At 48.0% G+C, this 19,200-nt stretch carries 16 protein-coding genes and 2 tRNA genes; 4 read left to right on the top strand and 14 right to left on the bottom strand.

What is annotated here, in order from left to right:
• The first annotated feature begins 20 nt into the window (after nucleotides 1-20).
• Nucleotides 21-338: a nucleotidyltransferase family protein gene (locus AC9UEO_RS04915; RefSeq protein WP_509530595.1), complete on the top strand. Its 318-nt coding sequence runs from the start codon at nucleotides 21-23 to the stop codon at nucleotides 336-338.
• On the opposite strand, the gene AC9UEO_RS04910 is transcribed toward AC9UEO_RS04915, so the two are convergent.
• Both AC9UEO_RS04910 and AC9UEO_RS04905 read right to left on the bottom strand, forming a co-directional pair.
• The gene (locus AC9UEO_RS04910; RefSeq protein WP_509530593.1) at nucleotides 327-1,307 is read right to left on the bottom strand and encodes an FAD:protein FMN transferase; all 981 of its coding nucleotides are present in this window, start codon (nucleotides 1,305-1,307) and stop codon (nucleotides 327-329) included. The two genes, AC9UEO_RS04915 and AC9UEO_RS04910, sit on opposite strands and share 12 nt — an antisense overlap.
• A complete protein-coding gene (locus AC9UEO_RS04905; protein ID WP_509530591.1) occupies nucleotides 1,304-3,457 on the bottom strand; it encodes a 4Fe-4S binding protein in 2,154 nt (717 codons plus the stop codon). Before AC9UEO_RS04905 ends, AC9UEO_RS04910 begins: the two co-directional genes overlap by 4 nt.
• A gap of 154 nt (nucleotides 3,458-3,611) precedes the next feature.
• Here AC9UEO_RS04905 and AC9UEO_RS04900 point away from each other — a divergent pair, with 154 nt between their 5' ends.
• A complete protein-coding gene (locus tag AC9UEO_RS04900; RefSeq protein WP_509530589.1) occupies nucleotides 3,612-4,904 on the top strand; it encodes an MFS transporter in 1,293 nt (430 codons plus the stop codon).
• A gap of 18 nt (nucleotides 4,905-4,922) precedes the next feature.
• Here AC9UEO_RS04900 and AC9UEO_RS04895 read toward each other — a convergent pair whose 3' ends face one another.
• From AC9UEO_RS04895 to oxlT, 3 genes are all read right to left on the bottom strand, one after another.
• Nucleotides 4,923-5,666 carry a response regulator transcription factor gene (locus AC9UEO_RS04895; protein WP_509530587.1) on the bottom strand — a complete coding sequence of 248 codons (744 nt, stop codon included), beginning with the start codon at nucleotides 5,664-5,666 and terminating at the stop codon, nucleotides 4,923-4,925.
• Nucleotides 5,663-7,567 carry a sensor histidine kinase gene (locus tag AC9UEO_RS04890; RefSeq protein ID WP_509530585.1) on the bottom strand — a complete coding sequence of 635 codons (1,905 nt, stop codon included), beginning with the start codon at nucleotides 7,565-7,567 and terminating at the stop codon, nucleotides 5,663-5,665. Before AC9UEO_RS04890 ends, AC9UEO_RS04895 begins: the two co-directional genes overlap by 4 nt.
• A 76-nt stretch (nucleotides 7,568-7,643) precedes the next feature.
• The gene (gene oxlT, locus AC9UEO_RS04885; RefSeq protein ID WP_509530650.1) at nucleotides 7,644-8,816 is read right to left on the bottom strand and encodes an oxalate/formate MFS antiporter; all 1,173 of its coding nucleotides are present in this window, start codon (nucleotides 8,814-8,816) and stop codon (nucleotides 7,644-7,646) included.
• 440 nt (nucleotides 8,817-9,256) lie between these two features.
• Here oxlT and AC9UEO_RS04880 point away from each other — a divergent pair, with 440 nt between their 5' ends.
• A complete protein-coding gene (locus tag AC9UEO_RS04880) occupies nucleotides 9,257-9,982 on the top strand; it encodes an RraA family protein (protein ID WP_509530583.1) in 726 nt (241 codons plus the stop codon).
• Between the two features lie 6 nt (nucleotides 9,983-9,988).
• Here the strand turns inward: AC9UEO_RS04880 and AC9UEO_RS04875 are convergent, their stop codons facing one another.
• The 5 genes from AC9UEO_RS04875 to AC9UEO_RS04855 are packed head-to-tail and all read right to left on the bottom strand — an operon-like array spanning nucleotide 9,989 to nucleotide 14,562.
• Entirely contained in the window at nucleotides 9,989-10,939 is a 951-nt protein-coding gene (locus AC9UEO_RS04875) for a branched-chain amino acid ABC transporter permease (RefSeq protein ID WP_509530581.1), read from the bottom strand.
• 4 nt (nucleotides 10,940-10,943) lie between these two features.
• Nucleotides 10,944-11,828: a branched-chain amino acid ABC transporter permease gene (locus AC9UEO_RS04870; protein ID WP_509530579.1), complete on the bottom strand. Its 885-nt coding sequence runs from the start codon at nucleotides 11,826-11,828 to the stop codon at nucleotides 10,944-10,946.
• Nucleotides 11,829-11,835: 7 nt separating this feature from the next.
• On the bottom strand, nucleotides 11,836-13,050 hold the full coding sequence (locus tag AC9UEO_RS04865; RefSeq protein ID WP_509530577.1) for an ABC transporter substrate-binding protein: 1,215 nt from the start codon (nucleotides 13,048-13,050) through the stop codon (nucleotides 11,836-11,838).
• 20 nt (nucleotides 13,051-13,070) lie between these two features.
• Nucleotides 13,071-13,793 (bottom strand): ABC transporter ATP-binding protein, encoded by a 723-nt coding sequence (locus AC9UEO_RS04860; RefSeq protein ID WP_509530575.1) that lies wholly within the window; start codon nucleotides 13,791-13,793, stop codon nucleotides 13,071-13,073.
• Entirely contained in the window at nucleotides 13,783-14,562 is a 780-nt protein-coding gene (locus AC9UEO_RS04855) for an ABC transporter ATP-binding protein (RefSeq protein WP_509530573.1), read from the bottom strand. Before AC9UEO_RS04855 ends, AC9UEO_RS04860 begins: the two co-directional genes overlap by 11 nt.
• Nucleotides 14,563-14,752: 190 nt before the next feature.
• On the opposite strand from AC9UEO_RS04855, the gene AC9UEO_RS04850 reads away from it, so the two are divergent.
• Entirely contained in the window at nucleotides 14,753-14,968 is a 216-nt protein-coding gene (locus AC9UEO_RS04850; RefSeq protein ID WP_509530571.1) for a hypothetical protein, read from the top strand.
• Nucleotides 14,969-15,107: 139 nt separating this feature from the next.
• On the opposite strand, the gene AC9UEO_RS04845 is transcribed toward AC9UEO_RS04850, so the two are convergent.
• From AC9UEO_RS04845 to lon, 4 genes are all read right to left on the bottom strand, one after another.
• A complete protein-coding gene (locus AC9UEO_RS04845; protein ID WP_509530569.1) occupies nucleotides 15,108-16,103 on the bottom strand; it encodes a hypothetical protein in 996 nt (331 codons plus the stop codon).
• Between the two features lie 391 nt (nucleotides 16,104-16,494).
• Nucleotides 16,495-16,568: transfer RNA gene (locus tag AC9UEO_RS04840), tRNA-Cys, on the bottom strand.
• Between the two features lie 48 nt (nucleotides 16,569-16,616).
• Nucleotides 16,617-16,692 (bottom strand) — tRNA-Gly (locus AC9UEO_RS04835).
• A 50-nt stretch (nucleotides 16,693-16,742) separates the two neighbouring features.
• Nucleotides 16,743-19,160, bottom strand: a complete 2,418-nt coding sequence (gene lon, locus AC9UEO_RS04830) for an endopeptidase La (protein ID WP_509530567.1) — start codon at nucleotides 19,158-19,160, stop codon at nucleotides 16,743-16,745.
• Nucleotides 19,161-19,200: the final 40 nt, after the last annotated feature.

Genomic DNA, 19,200 nt, shown 5'->3' with positions numbered 1-19,200 from the left:
AAGCAACAGCTTTATCCCGCATGTCATCTGAGATTTCATTACATCCAGAAGAACTCAGATGCATAAATTCCATCCTGCAAAGCATCATCCCTGATCGAGAGGTGTGGGTATTTGGCTCAAGAACCACAACACATCACAAACCCTATTCTGACTTGGATATGGTGGTTATGGGAGATCACGCTTTATCACTTGAAAAATTTGCAGATTTGCAAATCGCTTTCAGTGAATCTGATTTGACTTTCAAAGTAGATGTCGTTCTTTGGTCTGAACTGTCAGACAATTTCAAAACAATTATTCAAAATCAATATGTGGTGATCCGATCATCCCTAGGCCATTGAAGGCGGCAGTTGAGATACCCATCTGCCCCGCTTATCCTGCAAAACCACCCCTACCCCCCAAGCTTTCACTAGGCTCTCAACCCTTTGAGGCGGGCACATGAAAAATACCTTGGTCAAGGCGTCGGCCATTGCGCATGAAGGTGCGATAACACTGACAGAAGCCCAATGGGTTGGAGAGTCTCCAGTGTGCGGATTCAAAATATGGTGATGCACATGGTCAGCGCTGAACACGGTATGTGCGTCAGAGGATGTGGCAGTGGCGAGGCCATGCGGATGAATAAGCGGAGGCGCTACAGACGGGGCAGCAGACGGCTCCACTGCAAAACTCCAATTTTCTCCATTAGGAGACTGACCTAAAAGGGCAGTTTCTCCCGTATCAATCAAGGCGTGCTGTACACCATGCGACTGCAACACCGCCCGCACCTTGTCTGCTGCATAGCCTTGCGCGATACCGTTCAAAGACACGCCCATGCCTTTGGCATGCAGTCGAACCGCATCTGCAGACACAGACATGGCCTGCCAGTTCACCAAAGAACGTGTATGCGACAGCGCTTTGGAGGAAGGCAGAGTTTTAGTTTTCGAATGCAATGACCATAAGTTCCACAAAGGCTGCATGGTCACATCAAAAGCACCCGCACTGCGGCGTGACACATATTGCGCCAGTGTCAGCACCGACACCAAGTCGGCATCAGGTTTACGCAACTCTCCCTGTCGATTCAAACGACTGACAGCAGAGTCTGGGTCAAACAAGCTCATGTGTTTTTCAACTGACCGAATAGCTTTGACACAAGCGTTCAATGCCTCGTGCAGCCTGCTTGCATCAGTGTGCGCCGCTTTAAGCCAAAGCGTAGTGCCAAAGCCCATCAAACTTCGCTCTTGCCAAACCAAGGATTCACGCGAAGCGGCATTGAGGCTAAAGCCAATGCCAAACCCCATGCCAAGTTGCAATATCTGTCGGCGCTTCATCATGCGGCCACCTCTTTTTGAACAGGGATGAAACGATCCCCAATTTTGCGATGCTGAATTAAAGGCAAACACTTTTGATCGTCTTGGTAAATGGACACGCAATCCAAGCACTGAAAGCATTCTGCGTAATTGATGTCACCGCTCTTTTCAATCGCTTGGTACTCACAGCGATGTCGACAAGTTTGACAAGGTGTGCCGCAGGCCTTATGCCGAGGTATCCACGACCAGCGTTGCAACACATTCACAGCAGCCAGTGCTGCACCCAAAGGGCATATATAACGGCAATAGCCTCGGTAAACCACCACGCTCAAAGTCAAACTAAACAACGCCCAAGCAACGTAAGGCCAGTCACGCTCAAAATACATGCTGATGGCCGTTTTGAAGGGCTCTACCTCAACTGCCAACTCAGCAAAAGAAGGCGACACATACAAAGACCCTAAAACCACGGCCAAGACCCCGTACTTGATCCATTTCAGCTTGGCATCTAAGGCTGTTCTAAGGCGTCGTTGTCGAACACCTATGGCGTTGGCCACCAAGCTGATCAATTCTTGCAATGCGCCAAAAGGACACAGCCATCCGCAAAACGTACCCCTGCCCCAAATTAACAAAGTGACTGCGACAAAAACCCACAAGATCACCGTCATAGGGTCATTCATGAAGAAGCTTAAATCTCCGCCTGCTGCCAGCGCTTCAATTGCCGCTGTGATGTTCACAATTGTCAATTGGCCCTGGGAATACCAGCCAATAAACCCCACTGTGAACAGCAAATACAAACTTCGCAGCACCTTCAAGCGCGTAGCGTTGGCGCTGAGGCGTTTTTGCAAAAACAGTCCTGAACTCAGCACTATCAAGCCCAACAACAAGACCGCAATTTCATCTGATCTGTATTGCCATGCCTGCGCCCATTCATAGGCAGATAAATCGGTATCTAACAGTGCGTGCCAATGGGTACGTATTCCGTGATAGCTGTAGGGAATGTCAATGCGCCGATTTTCCAATTGATTGGGGAAATTACCAAAGCGTCGACCATATTTCAACTCAATCTCAAAACCTTGGCCAGGGTCTAAGGGTGTCGCCGTATCGATTACATAAAAATAAGCACCTGTTTTATCGGGATAGCCAGAGACCTTTAAACCTTTGTCATAAGCCATGGGACGCAGTTTGAGTTCCTTACCACCTTGCGAAACGATAAAAGGAATGTCCTCTACGATGCGTTGGCTCTCATAGTTCATTTTGTAGAGTGGCCCTGTTTCGGTCACCATCAAGGCTTGCGATAAGCGTCTGTTCGCACCTAATAAACGCCAACCGTCTTCGTCCAACAAGTTGCGGCCAATCGAGGGCAAGCTGACCAAAGCCGTATGAAATGTCAAAGCCACTTCATCGGGTTTGCTAGCGGCTGACTTGTCTGCACCCGCAGCACGTGTACCCGCAAATAATTTTTCAATTTCACCTCGGGTAATGCTGATTTCACTGACCATGCCCCGCGAGAGCAAGGTGTCCCACGTTAAAGGCTTGAAACTGTCGTCTTCTGCTTTGCGCTTGACTGAACTCGAAGCGCTGCTACCAGCGATCTGCCCTAGCTTGCTCGCCTCTAGGTGCGCCAACGCCACCGAGGCCGCAGAGGTAACGATGGTGCGGTCAATCGCCTTGGCACTCACCGTGCCCGCTTGAACACCAAACAAGGCTGCGTATTGATCGTCTCTTCGGGCAGTTGCCAAATGCCCAAAGATTTCAATCTTGTGGTTGACAGTCAAGCCCTCGTATTGTTTGGCAAACTTTGTCAGCTTGGCAATCCCTACTTCCGATCGAAAAATAGGCTCTCGATGGCTGATCAGACGAGTCTCAAGAAAGCGGCCTTCCGTATCAATAGCCACCAAAATATTTATGGGCTTGCCGCCATAGCCACGAACAGGTTCAAAATCTACGGACTCAAAAACATAGCCCTTGAGCTCTGGCTTTGCATCCGGCATTTCAGTGCTTTTTTTGAACAAGGGGTAAAGCGGCATGCCTGACTGCATTTCACCCACCATGAAGGTGTCTGCAAAGATTTTGTCTATATCTTCTTTAAGTAATTCCCCTGCCCATAACGGGAACACAGTCAGCAAAAAACCCAAACTGAATAAGTAACGAACAGCCAATGAAAGCAAATGCATAAGGTCAAACAAAGATAAATATCTCGGTGGTTATACCAGTGAAAAACTCGGTATTTACCCTTGCAACCGTGGCGCAAGCTCGCTTTCAAGCGACCAAACCATCTTCCCTATGCTAAGGTGAACACTTCGCTGTTTTCAGCCCAAAGGCTCACGCATGAACACTGCTTTACAACCCCCCACCCCTTTTGAAGAAGCAACCTACCTCAAGGTCACTTGGCGTCTTATTCCCCTGCTGCTGCTTTGTTACATCGTGGCTTATCTTGACCGTGTCAATGTAGGTTTTGCAAAGTTGCAAATGGCTGGCGAACTGGGGTTTTCTGATGCGGTGTATGGCTTGGGTGCTGGCATGTTCTTCATCGGTTACTTCTTTTTTGAAGTCCCCAGCAACATCATCTTGCACAGGGTTGGTGCCCGTGTTTGGATTGCCCGCATCATGGTGACTTGGGGCATTGTGTCTGGTGGAATGATGTTCATACAAACAGAAACCCAGTTTTATGTCATGCGCTTTCTTCTGGGACTTGCCGAGGCTGGTTTTTTCCCTGGCATTATTTTGTACCTCACCTACTGGTACCCCTCGCACCGCCGTGCTCGCATTGTTTCCATGTTCATGACTGGCATCCCATTGGCTGGCGTCATTGGTGGCCCCTTATCGGGCTGGATCATGAAGAGCTGGGATCAGGTCAGCGGTTTACACGGTTGGCAATGGATGTTCTTGCTTGAGGCTATTCCCTCTGTGATCATTGGCGTGGTGGTGTATTTCTATTTGGATGACCGCATCACCAGCGCCAAATGGCTTAAAGATGAAGAGCGCGATATTTTGCAAAAGCGAATTGAAGAAGAAGAAAGCGACAAAGAACATGTGCCCATGATGCAAGTCTTTAAAAGCGGCCGTATGTGGACCATGAGTGCCATTTACTTCACCATGGCCATGAGTCTGTACGGCGTGAGTTTTTGGCTGCCCACCATCATCAAAGGCATGGGTGTCACCGACAACTTGGAAATTGGCATGCTGTCGTCTTTGCCGTGGATTGCAGCAGTTTTTTCTATGCTGCTGTTTGCTCGAAGTGCAGACAAAATGCGTGAGCGCCGCTGGCATGTAGTCGTGCCGATGTTGATGGGGTCCACAGGTTTGATTTTGTCAGTGCTTTTGTCTGGCAACCACTACCTTTCATTTGCAGCGCTCATTCTGGCTTGCATGGGAATCGTGTCTGCCATCCCACTGTTTTGGAGCTTGCCCACCGCGTTCTTGGTGGGCGCTGGTGCAGCTGCCGGTATTGCCGCCATTAACTCGATTGCCAACTTGGCTGGCTTCTTAGCGCCCTATTTGGTGGGCTGGCTAAAGCAACTTACCTCTTCAACCGACTCAGGCATGTACCTGCTGGCAGCCGCATTGGTAGTAGGCGCGACAATCACCTTGATGGTTCCAGCCAAATTGGTCAACCGCTAACCAACAGAAAGTGCGTGCCTAGTAAACCAAGCTAATAGGCACGCACAGCTGGTAACCAACGCCCCATACTGACTTGATCGCTGGCTCAGCGTCGCCCTCTTGTACCGATTTGAATTTCTTGCGCAAGCGGGCGATCAGCTCCTCCAAGGCGTGTTTGGTCATACCCTCTTCATCGTCTTTGCGTGAAAATAAATCGCAAAGAGTGCCTGACTCCAAAATATGCTCCTTGGCATGACTTAAGGACACCAGCAACACTTTTTCACGGTTGGTCAAGCGCAGCTTCTGCCACTCTTGGGGCCCTGTTAACAATCGGTCATGAAGACTCAAAGACCAGCTCTTGTCAGAGACTTGTTTTTTCACACGTTTGCCCAAATTTTGCAGCACCAAAACTAACTCGTCTGGCGAGATCGGCTTGGTCAAATAAAAATCTGCACCACCATGGCTGTAACCCGCCAAGCGGTCATGCAAAGCAACGCGGGCTGTCATGATCACGATGCCAGCGTTGGGCAAAGACTCACGAAGTCTTTTGCACAAGCTCAGGCCGCCCTCGCCTGGCAAGTTCAAATCAATGATGAATAAATCGATGGGCTCGGTTTGGGCAAGGTCATCCAACGCAGCTGCACTGGAGAATCCCACCACAGAGAAATCGTTGGCAGTGAGATGCAACACAATTTCTTCACGTAGCAATCTGTCGTCTTCCACAATCGCCACTTGCAAGGACGGGGGCTGAGCGACCAATGGGGCCGCGAGGTGTTTCTTCATAAAGGCACCTTAAGGGAAAAGACAACCAAATTTCGTTCCTGTGAAAAATCGATTGTTCCATCGATTTTTTCAGCTGCTGACATGGACAGCGACAACCCCAAGCCCATGCCAGGTTGTTCTTGAACATTTTTATGTCGATAGTAAGATTGAAAAATCTGAGCAGAGTCAGGCGAGATATCCAAATCAATCGTATTCGAGACCTCAATCACAGCTTTATCATTTTGAGTAAAGGCTTTGATTAAAACAGGGTCCTTAGGTAAATGGTATTTGTAGGCGTTGCTGATCAAGTTTTGCAAAATAAGTGAGAGCATCAAACGGCTGGTGGTGATGGTCAACTCGGGTTCAACGTCTACTCTGAATACCCTAATGTTGTCATAGTCACCGATAGACACATCTATGAGCTCTGCGATATCTAAAGACTCCTTGACCTGACTCGCATCAAAGTTGTCAATTTTGTTCGAAAGCGCTACATGCTCAATCAATTCATTCATTCTTTCAACAGAATCGTCAATGCGCTTTACCCTTTGCAGCGAATCGCTATCTATAGACACACTTCGTTTCAAACTGGCGATGGCAAAACGAATAGTGCCTAAGGGGTTTTTTAATTCATGGGTAAGCATATCGATCATACTTTGACGTTCAATCAAACGCTCTCGCTGAGCAGACGATTTGGCTGCTTCCAGCTTAAACCCTTGCAACGTCTGGTCATTTATTTTTCTGCGATCAAAAACCTGAATGATCAAAATAGCAAATAAAAATATACCGACTCGACTGCCATTCAAACGCCAATCTCCAAAACTTTGCATAAACAGTGGGGTGGAGTGACCGATTTCTGGGAAGAGATTGAAAACCGTGAAAATACTGCCTATCAAAATAATTTCAAAAATCAGATACCCAATTAGCGTTAGCCATCGAAGTAGTTTTGAGATGTTTTGAGCAGTTGCAGCCCCATAAATTTGCACCATAAAACAAAGCATATGAATCGCAATGTTCAATCTGCTGGCATTAGAAAATTGATCGGTAATAACAAAATACATAGCCACCAGACAAAGACCTCCTAGCAAAACCATTGCCTTATGGTAGAGAGGGTGCAAATCAAATGGTCGCAATAAAACATAGCCTAAAAGCACACTGAATATGGCGCGAATATTTAAAAGGTATTGGTTGATGCTGTTGAAAAACTCTGGCGAAAAATTTTCAAACATTCTGGCCATCAATCCAGTGCTCACAAAGGTCAGCAACACGACCGAAACTTGGTACCCACAAAAAGTTGCGACCAAGCTAGAACGCTCAATCACGAAAAACAAAATCCCAATCACAAGCAGCGATATAGCCACGGCAAACGCAGTAACAAGGTTGACCATCCGATTTGCAACCAAGGCGGATAAGTTTCTAACCGACACCGCTTCCAATTCCACTGTAACGATAGAGGTCGTTTCAACTTTAAGGTAAAGCTCAATCGGATGCTTGGGATCTGAACGTAATTCAAAACAATGGAAATCATCTTGGCAACCGGTATATCTTTGTTTGACCTTATCGCCTCGGATTTGTTTGACCCATTCGCCGTCAATCTGTTCAAATAACTCGATACTGTCCAGTGATAACAAGCCCGTTCTCAGCACCACTGCGCTGTCAGACGCTATGGATGAAGGAGTCGCAGTGGTGTTGAACGAGTGAGGGTTTATGCGCAGCTTGATCCAGACAGGTTTGTCTACAAAACCTAAGCGCAATTCCTTTTGAAAGGGTTTGAATGCATCATTTGGCAATGAGGCGACATCTTCAAATTGAACAGTAGCGCTTGACCCAACCAGATAAGCTGACTCTATAGCGAAGGTGTTCGCTACTGCTTGCGGTGCTGCCAAAAAAAACAGCGTCATTAAGAAAAACCACAAGCGATTCATGAATGCTTTGATTGTTATAAAACAAAACACATTTAAGCATGGTTTTTCCTAGGTACCTATACCTGATGAAGGAGTTTCATGGGTATCTGTGAGAAAAAGAAAGTTTTTTTCTTAAAGGTTTAAGTACCCATAAAGCCAAGACAGCAGCGAGTACATCCAGACTGATCATCAAAGCAAAAACGGGAATCCAACTGCCTGTGCTGTTATGCACCATGGCCGCCACTGGGCCGCCAATGATGGAGCCAACGCCCTGTGCCATGTAAAGAAAACCATAGTTGGTGGTAGCGTGTTTGGGGCCAAAGGTATCTGTCAGTGTTGAAGGAAACAATGAAAAAATTTCTCCCCAACCAAAAAACACCACGCCGGACAGAATCACAAACAACACTGGACTGTCGATCGTAGATATCCAAGCAAACATCGCCACAGCCTCTAAGCCAAACGCTAAAAACATCGTGTTCTCTCTGCCCCACCGATCTGACACCCAACCAAAAAATGGACGTGTCAACCCATTGGTTAATCGGTCGATAGTGAGCGCAAGAGGCAGTGCAGCCATACCCCAAACCATGGCGCCAGCTACTTGATAGTCTTTGGCAATAGCGCCCATTTGCGAAATAACCATCAAGCCAGATGTTGACATCATGGACATCATCACAAATAGCAGCCAAAAGACTGGTGTGCGAAGCATGACCGAGGGGCCTACACCTTGCAGATCCGAGGATTCTTCAGCCAGCTCTTTAACAGGCGATCGAAGCCCCTGTGCAAACAAAAAACCCAAAGCACCCAAGGTGCAACCAAACCACCACAGCGTATCTTGGTGGCCATGGTCGGCAAGCGACTGCGAAATAGGGAAGGTGGTCAAGATGGCACCCATGCCATAACCCGCTGCAACCATGCCCACGGCAAACCCACGCTTGTCTGGGAACCACTTCACCACCTGCCCCACCACACCGATATACACAATGCCTGTTCCTAGTCCACCTAGCAAGCCGTAGCTAAAGTAAAGCATGGTGATGGTGTCTGCTTGTGAAGCCAAGACCCAACTCAAGCCAGTTAAAACAGATCCTAGCGACAACAGATTTTTAGGTCCAAACTTGTCGACCAAAAATCCTTGAAATGGTGAGAAAAATGTTTGCAACACAATCAAAATTGAAAATGTCACCTGCAACTCAGCCAAGCCCACATTCAACTGAGCGCCCAATGGTTTTGTAAAAAGAGCCCAGACGTACTGAGGACTTGAAATACTCATCATGCAAAGTACACCCAACACCAATTGCACCCACTGAGAATCTAATTTCTTTTCAATACTGTTCAACACTGGCAACTCCTCCCATAACAGGGCATAAACAAACAAAAAATGCACGCAATTTGTGCATCAAACAGTTTTCGGTGCACCATCTTCACTGGTTTTCTCTGTTAGCCTCCACGACTCGCAGGCGTTTATTGGCTTGACTTCAGCGAAATGCTTCATCTGTAAAAACTTACGCATCAACACTGGACTTTTGAAATACTGGTAACCGCAGCGCAAACCAGTGCGCGAAGATTCAGAGGGCATCAGGTAAAGGCAGGTCTGGCACTGCGGCGAAGGAGCAATCGTCCGTGTATAGGGCAGCATGACGTTAGACATAGTCATTGATTAGCAAATCTTGTACCATCGCCCAAGCTTTTGACCGCCCTCTGGAGACACATCCCATGAAACGATTTATTCAACTCTGTGCACTGGTAATCTGTTTTGGTTTTCCGTCAGCTTTTGCTGCCATGTCTGAAGCTGACATCATCAAAGCCCTGTCATTGCCAGAAAACAGCACGGGAAATATTGCAGACGCCATCGAAGAAGCCACAGGTGCCAGAGGCTGGATGTCTGCCGATATGAAGCCCATCTTCGAGGCTCGGGTGGTCGGACGTGCCGTTACTGCCTTGCTGCGCCCTGTGCTGAAAAGTGATAACCGTAAGTACCCGAATTCAGCTTTAGAAATTTTGGATCAAGCACCTGAGGGTTCTGTGCTGGTGTATGTGATGCAAGACGGCATAGACATCGCCGCCATGGGTAATTTGATGGGCACCACCGCCAAAGCTCGCAAATTGGCTGGGGCAGTCATTGACGGCGCAGTGCGTGATGTAGCGGAATTAAAACGCATGGGTTTCCCCGTGTGGTCGAGGCGAATCACACCCGCCACCTCTGTGGGCAGAATGGTGGGCGCAGAAAAACAGGTTCCTGTGAAATGTGGCGATGTGATGGTCAACCCTGGCGACTACATCGTGGGCGACTCTGATGGCGTGGTGGTAGTACCTGCTGCTCTTGCAGAAAAAATCATTGCCCTTCTCAAGCAATATGATGACAAAGAGTCCAAGATGATTACCATCATCGAAAAAGAAAAATCTATGCTTAAAGCGCTAGAAATTTACAACCGTTATTAAGTCGTTTTACAAAGGCTTTTTCAGCAGATTGGCAATCTCGCCAACCACGCCTTTGCGAAACAGCATGACGCACACCACAAATACGAGACCTTGCACCACAGTGACCCAAGAGCCTAGTTGGGCCAAATAGTTTTGCATGGTGACGATCACCGCGGCACCCACCACAGGACCAAACAAGGTACCTAAGCCACCTACCAAGGTCATCAACACCACTTCGCCTGACATGGTCCAATGCACATCCGTCAAAGATGCCAACTGAAACACCAAGGCTTTGGTGCCGCCAGCCATGCCGGCCACGGTTCCCGACAAAACAAATGCAATCAACTTGAACCGGTCGGTGTCGTAGCCCAGTGACAAGGCGCGTTGCTCGTTCTCACGAATTGCTTTGAGCACTTGACCAAAAGGCGAATGGACAATGCGCCAAACCAATCCAAAGCCCAAGAGGAATACAGCCAGTACAAAGATATACATGGCAACTTCGTTGTTCAAATCGATAAACCCAAACAACTGTCCATGCGGCACACCTTGAATACCGTCTTCACCGCCCGTGAAAGGTGTTTGCAAATAGACAAAAAATACCATTTGCGACAAAGCCAAAGTAATCATCGCAAAGTAAATGCCTTGGCGGCGAATCGCCAGCAAACCCACCACCCAAGCTAACACACTGGCACACAGCGTGGCAAACAGAACGCTGAGCTCTGGCGTCAATCCCCAGACCTTGGCCGCATGGGCCGCCGCATAGCCCGAGGTGCCAAAAAACGTGGCATGACCAAAAGACAGCAAACCACCAAAGCCCAGCAACAAATTGAAGGCGCAGGCAAAGAGAGCAAAGCACATGACCTTCATCAAAAACACAGGGTAAACAAAATAAGGCGCGATAGCGAAGAATGCCACCATCAAGCCCGCAGCTACCCACTGGTGGCGAAGGTCTTGGCTGTTAAACACAGGGTTGTTCATGGCGTCACTTCTCAGTTCCAAACAAGCCAGCTGGTTTGATCAGCAGCACAATCGCCATGATGACAAAAATCACGGTGTTAGAAGCCTCGGGATAAACTACTTTGGTCAAACCTTCAATCAAGCCAAGACCAAAGCCAGACAAGATAGCGCCCATGATCGAGCCCATGCCGCCAATCACCACCACCGCGAACACCACAATGATGATGTCAGCCCCCATCATGGGACTGACTTGGTAAATAGGGGCCGCCATGACCCCAGCCAAGGCCGCCAAGCCCACACCAAAACCATAGGTCAGCGTGATCATGCGCGGCACATTGATACCAAAGGCTTGAACCAATGAGGGGTTCTCTGTCGCAGCCCTTAAGTACGCGCCAAGCTTGGTGCGTTCAATCACAAACCAAGTCGTCACGCAAATCAACATTGAAGCAACGATGACCCAGGCTCTGTATTTGGGTAAAAACATGAAACCTAAATCGACTGCGCCTTGGAACACCTCGGGCACCGCATAAGGCATGCCGGATGCCCCATAGGCATTACGGAACAAACCTTGAAAGATCAGCGCTAATCCAAAGGTCAATAACAAGCCATACAAATGATCTAGTTTGTACAAACGAACCAACATGGTTCGCTCTATCAAAACGCCTGTGGCGCCCACCACCACCGGGGCAATCAGCAAGGCAAGCCAATAGTTCATGCCAAACCATTGCAGGGACAGATAGGCGACAAATGCGCCCATCATGTACTGCGCACCATGGGTGAAATTGATGATGTTAAGCAGACCAAAAATCACGGCCAATCCCAAAGACAGCAAGGCATAAAACGAGCCGTTGATCAAACCGATCAACAACTGACCAAACAGCGCTTGCGAGGGAATGCCAAACAGTTCCATGTGCAGATCAGTTCTTCACCAAAGGACAATCGCCTTCGTTCAAGGGCCGAAATGCTTGGTCCGCTGGAATGGTCGCCAGCAATTTGTAGTAGTCGTAAGGGCCTTTAGACTCTGACGGCTTTTTCACTTCAAACAAATAAGCGGGATGCAATTTGCGTCCGTCTTTGCGTATGCTGCCTTTGCCAAACAAAACGTCGTCTGTTTGCAAGTCTTTCATCTTCTGTGCAACCTTGGTGCCGTCATCGGTTTTTCCTGCATCAATGGCTTTCAAGTAATGCAAGATGCCCGCATACACACCCGCTTGGTCCATCGAAGGGTACTTGCCATTGTTGAGAGCAGCGAAGCGCTTAGACCAAGCACGGGTTTGGTCGTTCAAGTCCCAATAAAACGTCTCGGTCAAATACAAGCCCTGTGCTTTTTCAAGTCCCAGCGAATGAATGTCGGTCAGAAACACCAACAAGCCCGCAAGAGTCTGGCCGCCTTTGACAATGCCAAACTCGTATGCTTGTTTAATGGAGTTGGTGGTGTCTCCACCCGCATTCGCCAAACCAATGACCTTGGCTTTAGAGGCTTGTGCTTGCAATAAGAAGGAAGAAAAATCTTGGGTCGCTAAGGGGTGACGCACTTTACCCAACACTTTACCGCCATTTTTCAAGATCACTGCTTCAGTATCGCGTTCTAAGGCTTGGCCAAACGCATAGTCAGCGGTCAAGAAAAACCAACTGGTACCGCCGTGTTGCACCACGGCCTTGCCCGTGCCATTGGCCAACATCCAAGTATCGTACAACCAGTGAATGGTGTTTGGAGAGCAAGCTTTACCTGTCAAATCTGCAGTGGCCGCACCGGTGTTGACATGGATTTTTCCTTTCTCACGGCTGACTTGACTGATGGCCAATGCCACGGAGGAAGTGGGCACATCAATGATCATGTCGACCTTGTCAGTGTCGTACCACTGGCGAGCAATGTTGGAGCCAATATCAGCCTTGTTTTGGTGGTCTGCGCTGACGATTTCCACCTTCAAACTGCTTTTGCTGCTCTTCAAATAATCTTCAACAGCCATCTTGGCAGCAACGACCGACCCAGGACCGGTGATATCGGCATACAAACCCGACATGTCGTTGAGCACGCCAATCTTCACAATGCCATCGGAAATTTGTGCGTGAGCATTCAAGCCCACCGCAGCCAACATACAAACCATCAAAGTGTTTAAAGAAAATTTCATGTTCGTTCGTCCTATTAAAATCAAATACCCAAATACTCGTTAAGCATGCCCATCTTGCTTGGCAGCTCTCGGGCCGCAAAGCCTTGAACGATGCGACCGTGTTCCATCACATAGAAGCGGTCAGCCAAACCACTGGCAAAGCGAAAGTTTTGCTCAATCATGATGATGGTGAATTTCTTTTCACGCAGAGTTTGAATCATGCGTGACAAGGCCTGCACAATCACCGGCGCCAAGCCTTCCGAAATTTCATCGAGCAGCAACAGCTTCGCACCTGTGCGCAAGATACGGGCAATCGCCAACATCTGCTGCTCACCACCCGATAGACGGGTGCCAGGGCTGTTTCTGCGCTCATATAAATTAGGGAAGATGCTGTAGATCTCATCCAAGGTCATGGCCCCAGGCGCAATGACAGGGGGCAGCAGCAGGTTTTCCTCGCAAGTCAAGCTCGAAAAAATACCACGCTCTTCAGGGCAATAACCCACACCTAAACGGGCAATGTGGTGCGTGTCCCAGTCAATGGTTTCTTGACCCAATATTTCAATCGAACCACTTCGCTGCCCCACCAGACCCAATACAGACTTGATGGTGGTAGTACGGCCAGCGCCATTGCGTCCTAGCAAGGTAACCAACTCCCCTTGGTGAACCACCAAATCCACCCCATGCAGGATATGCGATTCACCATAAAAGGCTTTCACACCTTGCATTCGAAGAAACGGCACTGCTGTGCTGGACTCAGTGACCATGGGCACCAGCCAAGGCCGCGTCGGTACTGCCCATATAAGCTTCCAATACCAAGGGGTCTTGCGAGACCTTGGCATAAGACCCTTCAGCGATGATTTGACCGCGCTGCAATACGCTGATGGTGTCAGCAATTTGCGAAACCACGCCCATATTGTGTTCAACCATCAAGACGGTGCGATTGGCGCTGACTTTTTTAATCAACTGCGTGACCTTGTCGACATCTTCATGACCCATGCCTTGAGTAGGCTCATCCAACAGCATGAGTTCGGGTTCGGTGGCCAGGGTGGTGGCAATTTCAAGCGCACGCTTTCGGCCATACGAAAGTTCCACTGCCTGTACCTTAGAAAAATCACCCAGCTCAACCTCTTTAAGCAATTGCATGGCTTGGTCGTTGAGTCGATTCAAGCTGTTTTGAGAACGCCAAAAATCAAAAGAAGAGCCTACAGAGCGTTGCAGTGCAATACGGACATTTTCCAAAACGGTTAAATGGGGAAAAGTGGCCGAAATTTGGAATGACCGAACAATGCCTCTGCGCGCCACTTGTGCAGGCTTTTCCGAGGTGATGTCTTGTTGGTTAAAAAGAATACGCCCGCTGGTGGGTATCAAAAATTTGGTGAGCAAATTAAAGAAAGTGGTTTTGCCAGCACCATTGGGGCCAATCAGGGCATGGATGGAGCCGCGCTGTATTTTTAAATCCACTGCATTGACGGCAACAAATCCTTTGAACTCTTTAACCAATTGGTGGGTTTCTAGGATGACATCATCAACCATCTTCAGCGCCTATTTACGACAAAATTCTGCAAGAGAGTATCTTCGCGGGTATGAGAGACTAAATTACCTATGGTTAACCCGAGTAATATGCCTCTTTTAATCCTTAACTCAGTGTTGATTTATTCAACTTTTCCAATCATATGCCGATTGATAAGCTTAGTAAGAAACAGTTTCCTGCCAAGGAGAGGCTATGAAAATCTCAAGCGTCAGTATGAACCGCCCACTCAATAAGGCGCAAGGTGCTATTAGAAAGGTGTCGGCTGTCACGCAACCACTCACTTTGGCAGTAGATGAGGTTTCTGACTACCCAGCGCTCGATACGTCTTTAGAGAACGATAAGCAGTCCAAAAAAAAGTCGCATGGCGGCGTTGACACATTGGGCAGTGAGGTAGATGTTTGGGTTTGAATACCCACCAAGCCTATTAAAAGCAAACACCACCCATAGAAATTTCTTTCGTTAAGCTGGACGAATTTCAGCGTAAATGATTCATCACTGTTTTCAATCCAATCGATTTCGTAGTCTACGCATCAGTAGTTACCACTCTTCAACCCTTCGTTGCTGATTGAAAAAGACTTTTCCATTTTTGCGCAAGAACTCCTTGGCTAAACATGGGTACAACATTCTCTTGGGCAAGCTCAATTTTTTTTGCGTATGAAGCAAGTTGTTTATTGAATTCAGATAACGGTGTATCTCGAATATTATGAAAGTAATCTGAGAATGGAGCATACGACTCTAAAACATCTGCAGAAACTGGCAGACCTAGAGCAAATGCAGTGATCAATCTATTTGAGCTAGCACCAGCTTTTCTCGAGTCGTTCAAATCAGAAGGAATCAGGCAACCGTGACTAACCAATGAAGCATTAATCATATTTTGCAATGACCATTCAGCAAGATCCAGTTTGATACTAGAGCGTAAACGTTGTTGATGCGATGCCAGCATTTCAAGCCCAGGTCCATTTGATAAAGTAATTAATCTAAAGCCCGCGTCGCAAAGCAAATTATTTTGCAAGTAATTAACCAAGTAAGAAGTATTTGTTGCATGACCAAACCATAACAAAGTCATCTCATCAGAAGGAGGCAAATTTTTGGGTGGTGTAATTTGTATTTCAATAGGGTCTTCTATGACGGTAATTTCTTTATCGAGAAATTGCATCAATAACTGAGATAAACGCGTTGAAGGAACAACTGCTTTATCAATAAACGGCAATATATTTTTGTAAAAAACACCCATTGTCGACGAGATTGACTCTAAGTGGTGATCGGTATAGTCAAGAATAATTTTCTTAGATTGTTTATTTGCTTTTGAAATCTGCTCAATCCATAGACTGGCACGTCCATTTTGACAATCGCCACCAATTTTTCCCACAACCACAATATCTGCTTTTGTGTTGATGATGTCTCCTGTTGTCAATTTAACTTGAATGTCAAGTGCACATTTTCCAACCAAGCCTGCTCTCATTCGGATACTGGCTAAATGGGATTCAGATAGATCTTCTAAAGATTTGAAGTTTCCGGGGATGAGCCAATGAATCAAAATCATTTAATAATTACCGTAACTTGAATAAGTAATTTATTGGATTAAATGAGAGGCTTGGTTTTTCATTTAACAAAGGCTTAATTCCAGTTATCCGCATATCGCGGGGTTCTCTCAATTTGTACTGGGCAGATTCTTGCTTAACTTCAATAAGTCCACAGGTCTTCATTAGCGTAGCTAAGGAAATGGGGGTATATCCCCAACGGTGCACCATCAAAGGATCTTGCCATCTTTGGTCACCATAAAAAACCCACATGGTTCGTTGTCCCTCAGGTCCGGGTTGAGAAGCTTTTTCAGGATTTCTTAAAAATTCTTCACAAGCCGTCGTTAAGTTGGGGCACAAATGCTCTATTACGTGGACAGCCAGTATTTCATCGCAATAATTATCTTTGAATGGTGGAGGCGCGAGCCGGAGTCGAACCGACCTACACGGATTTGCAATCCGGTGCATAACCGCTTTGCTATCGAGCCATATGCTTTGACGAAAAAGGGAAGCTGGTGCTTCCCTTGTTTCTTATTTGGAGCGGGAAACGAGGCTCGAACTCGCGACCTCAACCTTGGCAAGGTTGCGCTCTACCAACTGAGCTATTCCCGCATGAGGCGCAAATTATAGCTGAAAATTTCGCCAAAATTATTCCGTCTCGGTTAATGTTTGACAGCGACCGTAGCTACTTCAACAGCAGGTGCTGCTGCAACGACTTCAGGCTCATCCAAAGGCAGGGGCGTGGGGATGCGTTCGAGGGCAATTTCAAGCACTTTGTCAATCCAGCGAACTGGAATGATCTCGAGATTGGCTTTGACGTTGTCAGGAATTTCCTGCAAATCTTTGACGTTTTGCTCGGGAATCAACACAGTTTTGATACCGCCACGCAATGCTGCCAGCAATTTTTCTTTCAAGCCGCCAATCTCGGTGACTTCACCACGCAAAGTGATTTCACCTGTCATTGCTACATCGCTGCGTACAGGAATACCTGTGAGGGCAGAAACGATGGACAAGGTGATGGCAGCACCCGCACTTGGGCCATCTTTGGGCGTCGCCCCGTCAGGCACGTGCACATGGATATCGGACTTCTCAAAGACATCACTGCGAATGCCCAAACTTGCTGAGCGGCTGCGCACCACGGTGCGAGCTGCCTCGACAGACTCCTTCATCACATCGCCCAAAGAGCCGGTGCGGGTGATATTGCCTTTACCAGGGATGATGGCCGCTTCGATAGTCAGCAAATCGCCACCGACTTCGGTCCAAGCCAAACCCACCACTTGACCGACTTGGTTCTCTTTCTCAGCACGGCCATAGGTGTACTTGCGAACACTCAGGAAGTCGTTGAGGTTATCTTCGTTAACGACGACCAAAGGCTGCATGGTTTTGAGCAACAAGGCCTTGACCACTTTGCGGCAAATCTTGGAGATCTCACGCTCTAGCGAACGCACACCTGCTTCGCGTGTGTAGTAGCGAACGATATCGCGTACCGCAGATTCTTCGATAAGCAACTCTTCCTCCTTGATGCCGTTGTTTTTCAACTGCTTGGGGATGAGGTAACGAGTGGCAATATTGATTTTTTCGTCCTCTGTGTAGCCAGACAAACGAATCACTTCCATGCGGTCCAGCAAGGCGGGAGGAATGTTCATGGAATTGGAGGTGGCGACAAACATCACATCGCTTAAATCGAAGTCCACTTCCACATAGTGATCGTTAAAGGTGTTGTTTTGCTCGGGGTCAAGAACTTCCAGCAAAGCACTGGAGGGGTCGCCTCGGAAGTCAGAACCCAGTTTGTCGATCTCGTCCAACAAGAACAAGGGATTACGGGTGTTTACCTTTGCGAGGTTTTGCAATACCTTGCCTGGCAAAGCGCCGATATAGGTGCGGCGGTGCCCGCGAATTTCAGCCTCGTCACGCATACCGCCCAAAGCCATGCGAACGTATTTGCGTCCAGTGGCTTTCGCAATAGATTGACCCAAAGAGGTCTTACCCACGCCGGGCGGGCCTACCAAACACAAAATGGGTGCTTTGACCTTGTCGACACGTTGCTGTACCGCCAAATATTCCAAAATACGGTCTTTGACTTTTTCAAGGCCGTAGTGGTCTTCGTTGAGGACAGCTTCGGCGTTCATCAAGTCGTGTTTGATCTTGGTGCGTTTGCTCCAAGGCAAGCCCACCAAGACATCGATGTAATTGCGCACCACGGTGGCCTCGGCCGACATGGGTGACATGAGTTTGAGTTTTTTGAGTTCGCTGTCGGCTTTTTTGCGGGCCTCGGTAGACATGCGAGCAGCCTTGATCTTTTTCTCGATCTCTTCAATGTCAGCGCCCTCTTCACCTTCGCCCAATTCTTTTTGAATGGCTTTGACTTGCTCATTCAAATAGAAATCGCGTTGGTTTTTCTCCATCTGACGTTTGACACGGCCGCGGATGCGCTTGTCGACATTCAAGATGTCAACTTCGCGCTCGAGTTGGGTATAGAGGTTTTCAAGACGCTCTTTGATTTGCGGTAAATCGAGCACCGCTTGTTTGTTTTCAAGCTTGAGTGGCAAGTGCGCCGCGATGGTGTCAGCCAAGCGACCTGCATCGTCAATGCTGGAAATAGAGGTCAGAATTTCAGGGGGAATTTTTTTGTTCAATTTGACGTACTGGTCAAACTGCTGCATCACAGCGCGACGCAAGGCCTCGATCTCGGTGTCTTGGTCACCTACCTCGGCGGGTTGCACTGGCGTCAAGGTACAAACAAAGTGAGAAGCGCCATCTTCAATGTGGTTGACCATGGCGCGCTGTTGGCCTTCGACCAGCACTTTGACGGTGCCGTCGGGCAACTTGAGCATTTGCAAGATGGTGGATACGCATCCCACCTCAAACATATCGGTCACCAAAGGCTCATCTTTGGCTGCTGCTTTTTGAGCCACCAACATGATGCTGCGGTCTGCCGCCATGGCAGTCTCCAACGCCTTGATGCTCTTGGGTCTACCCACAAACAGCGGGATGACCATGTGCGGAAACACCACCACATCGCGCAAAGGCAACAAAGGCAGATCGATAGCAACGGGGGGCAAAGGGGTTTGTCCTGACATGGTCAAACATCCAATCTGGAAAAAAGCCAACCCTAGGGTC

Origin of the sequence: Limnohabitans sp., assembly GCF_040401495.1 — a bacterium.
Lineage (GTDB): Bacteria > Pseudomonadota > Gammaproteobacteria > Burkholderiales > Burkholderiaceae_C > Limnohabitans.
This window is presented reverse-complemented; position numbering and strand designations above follow the sequence as displayed.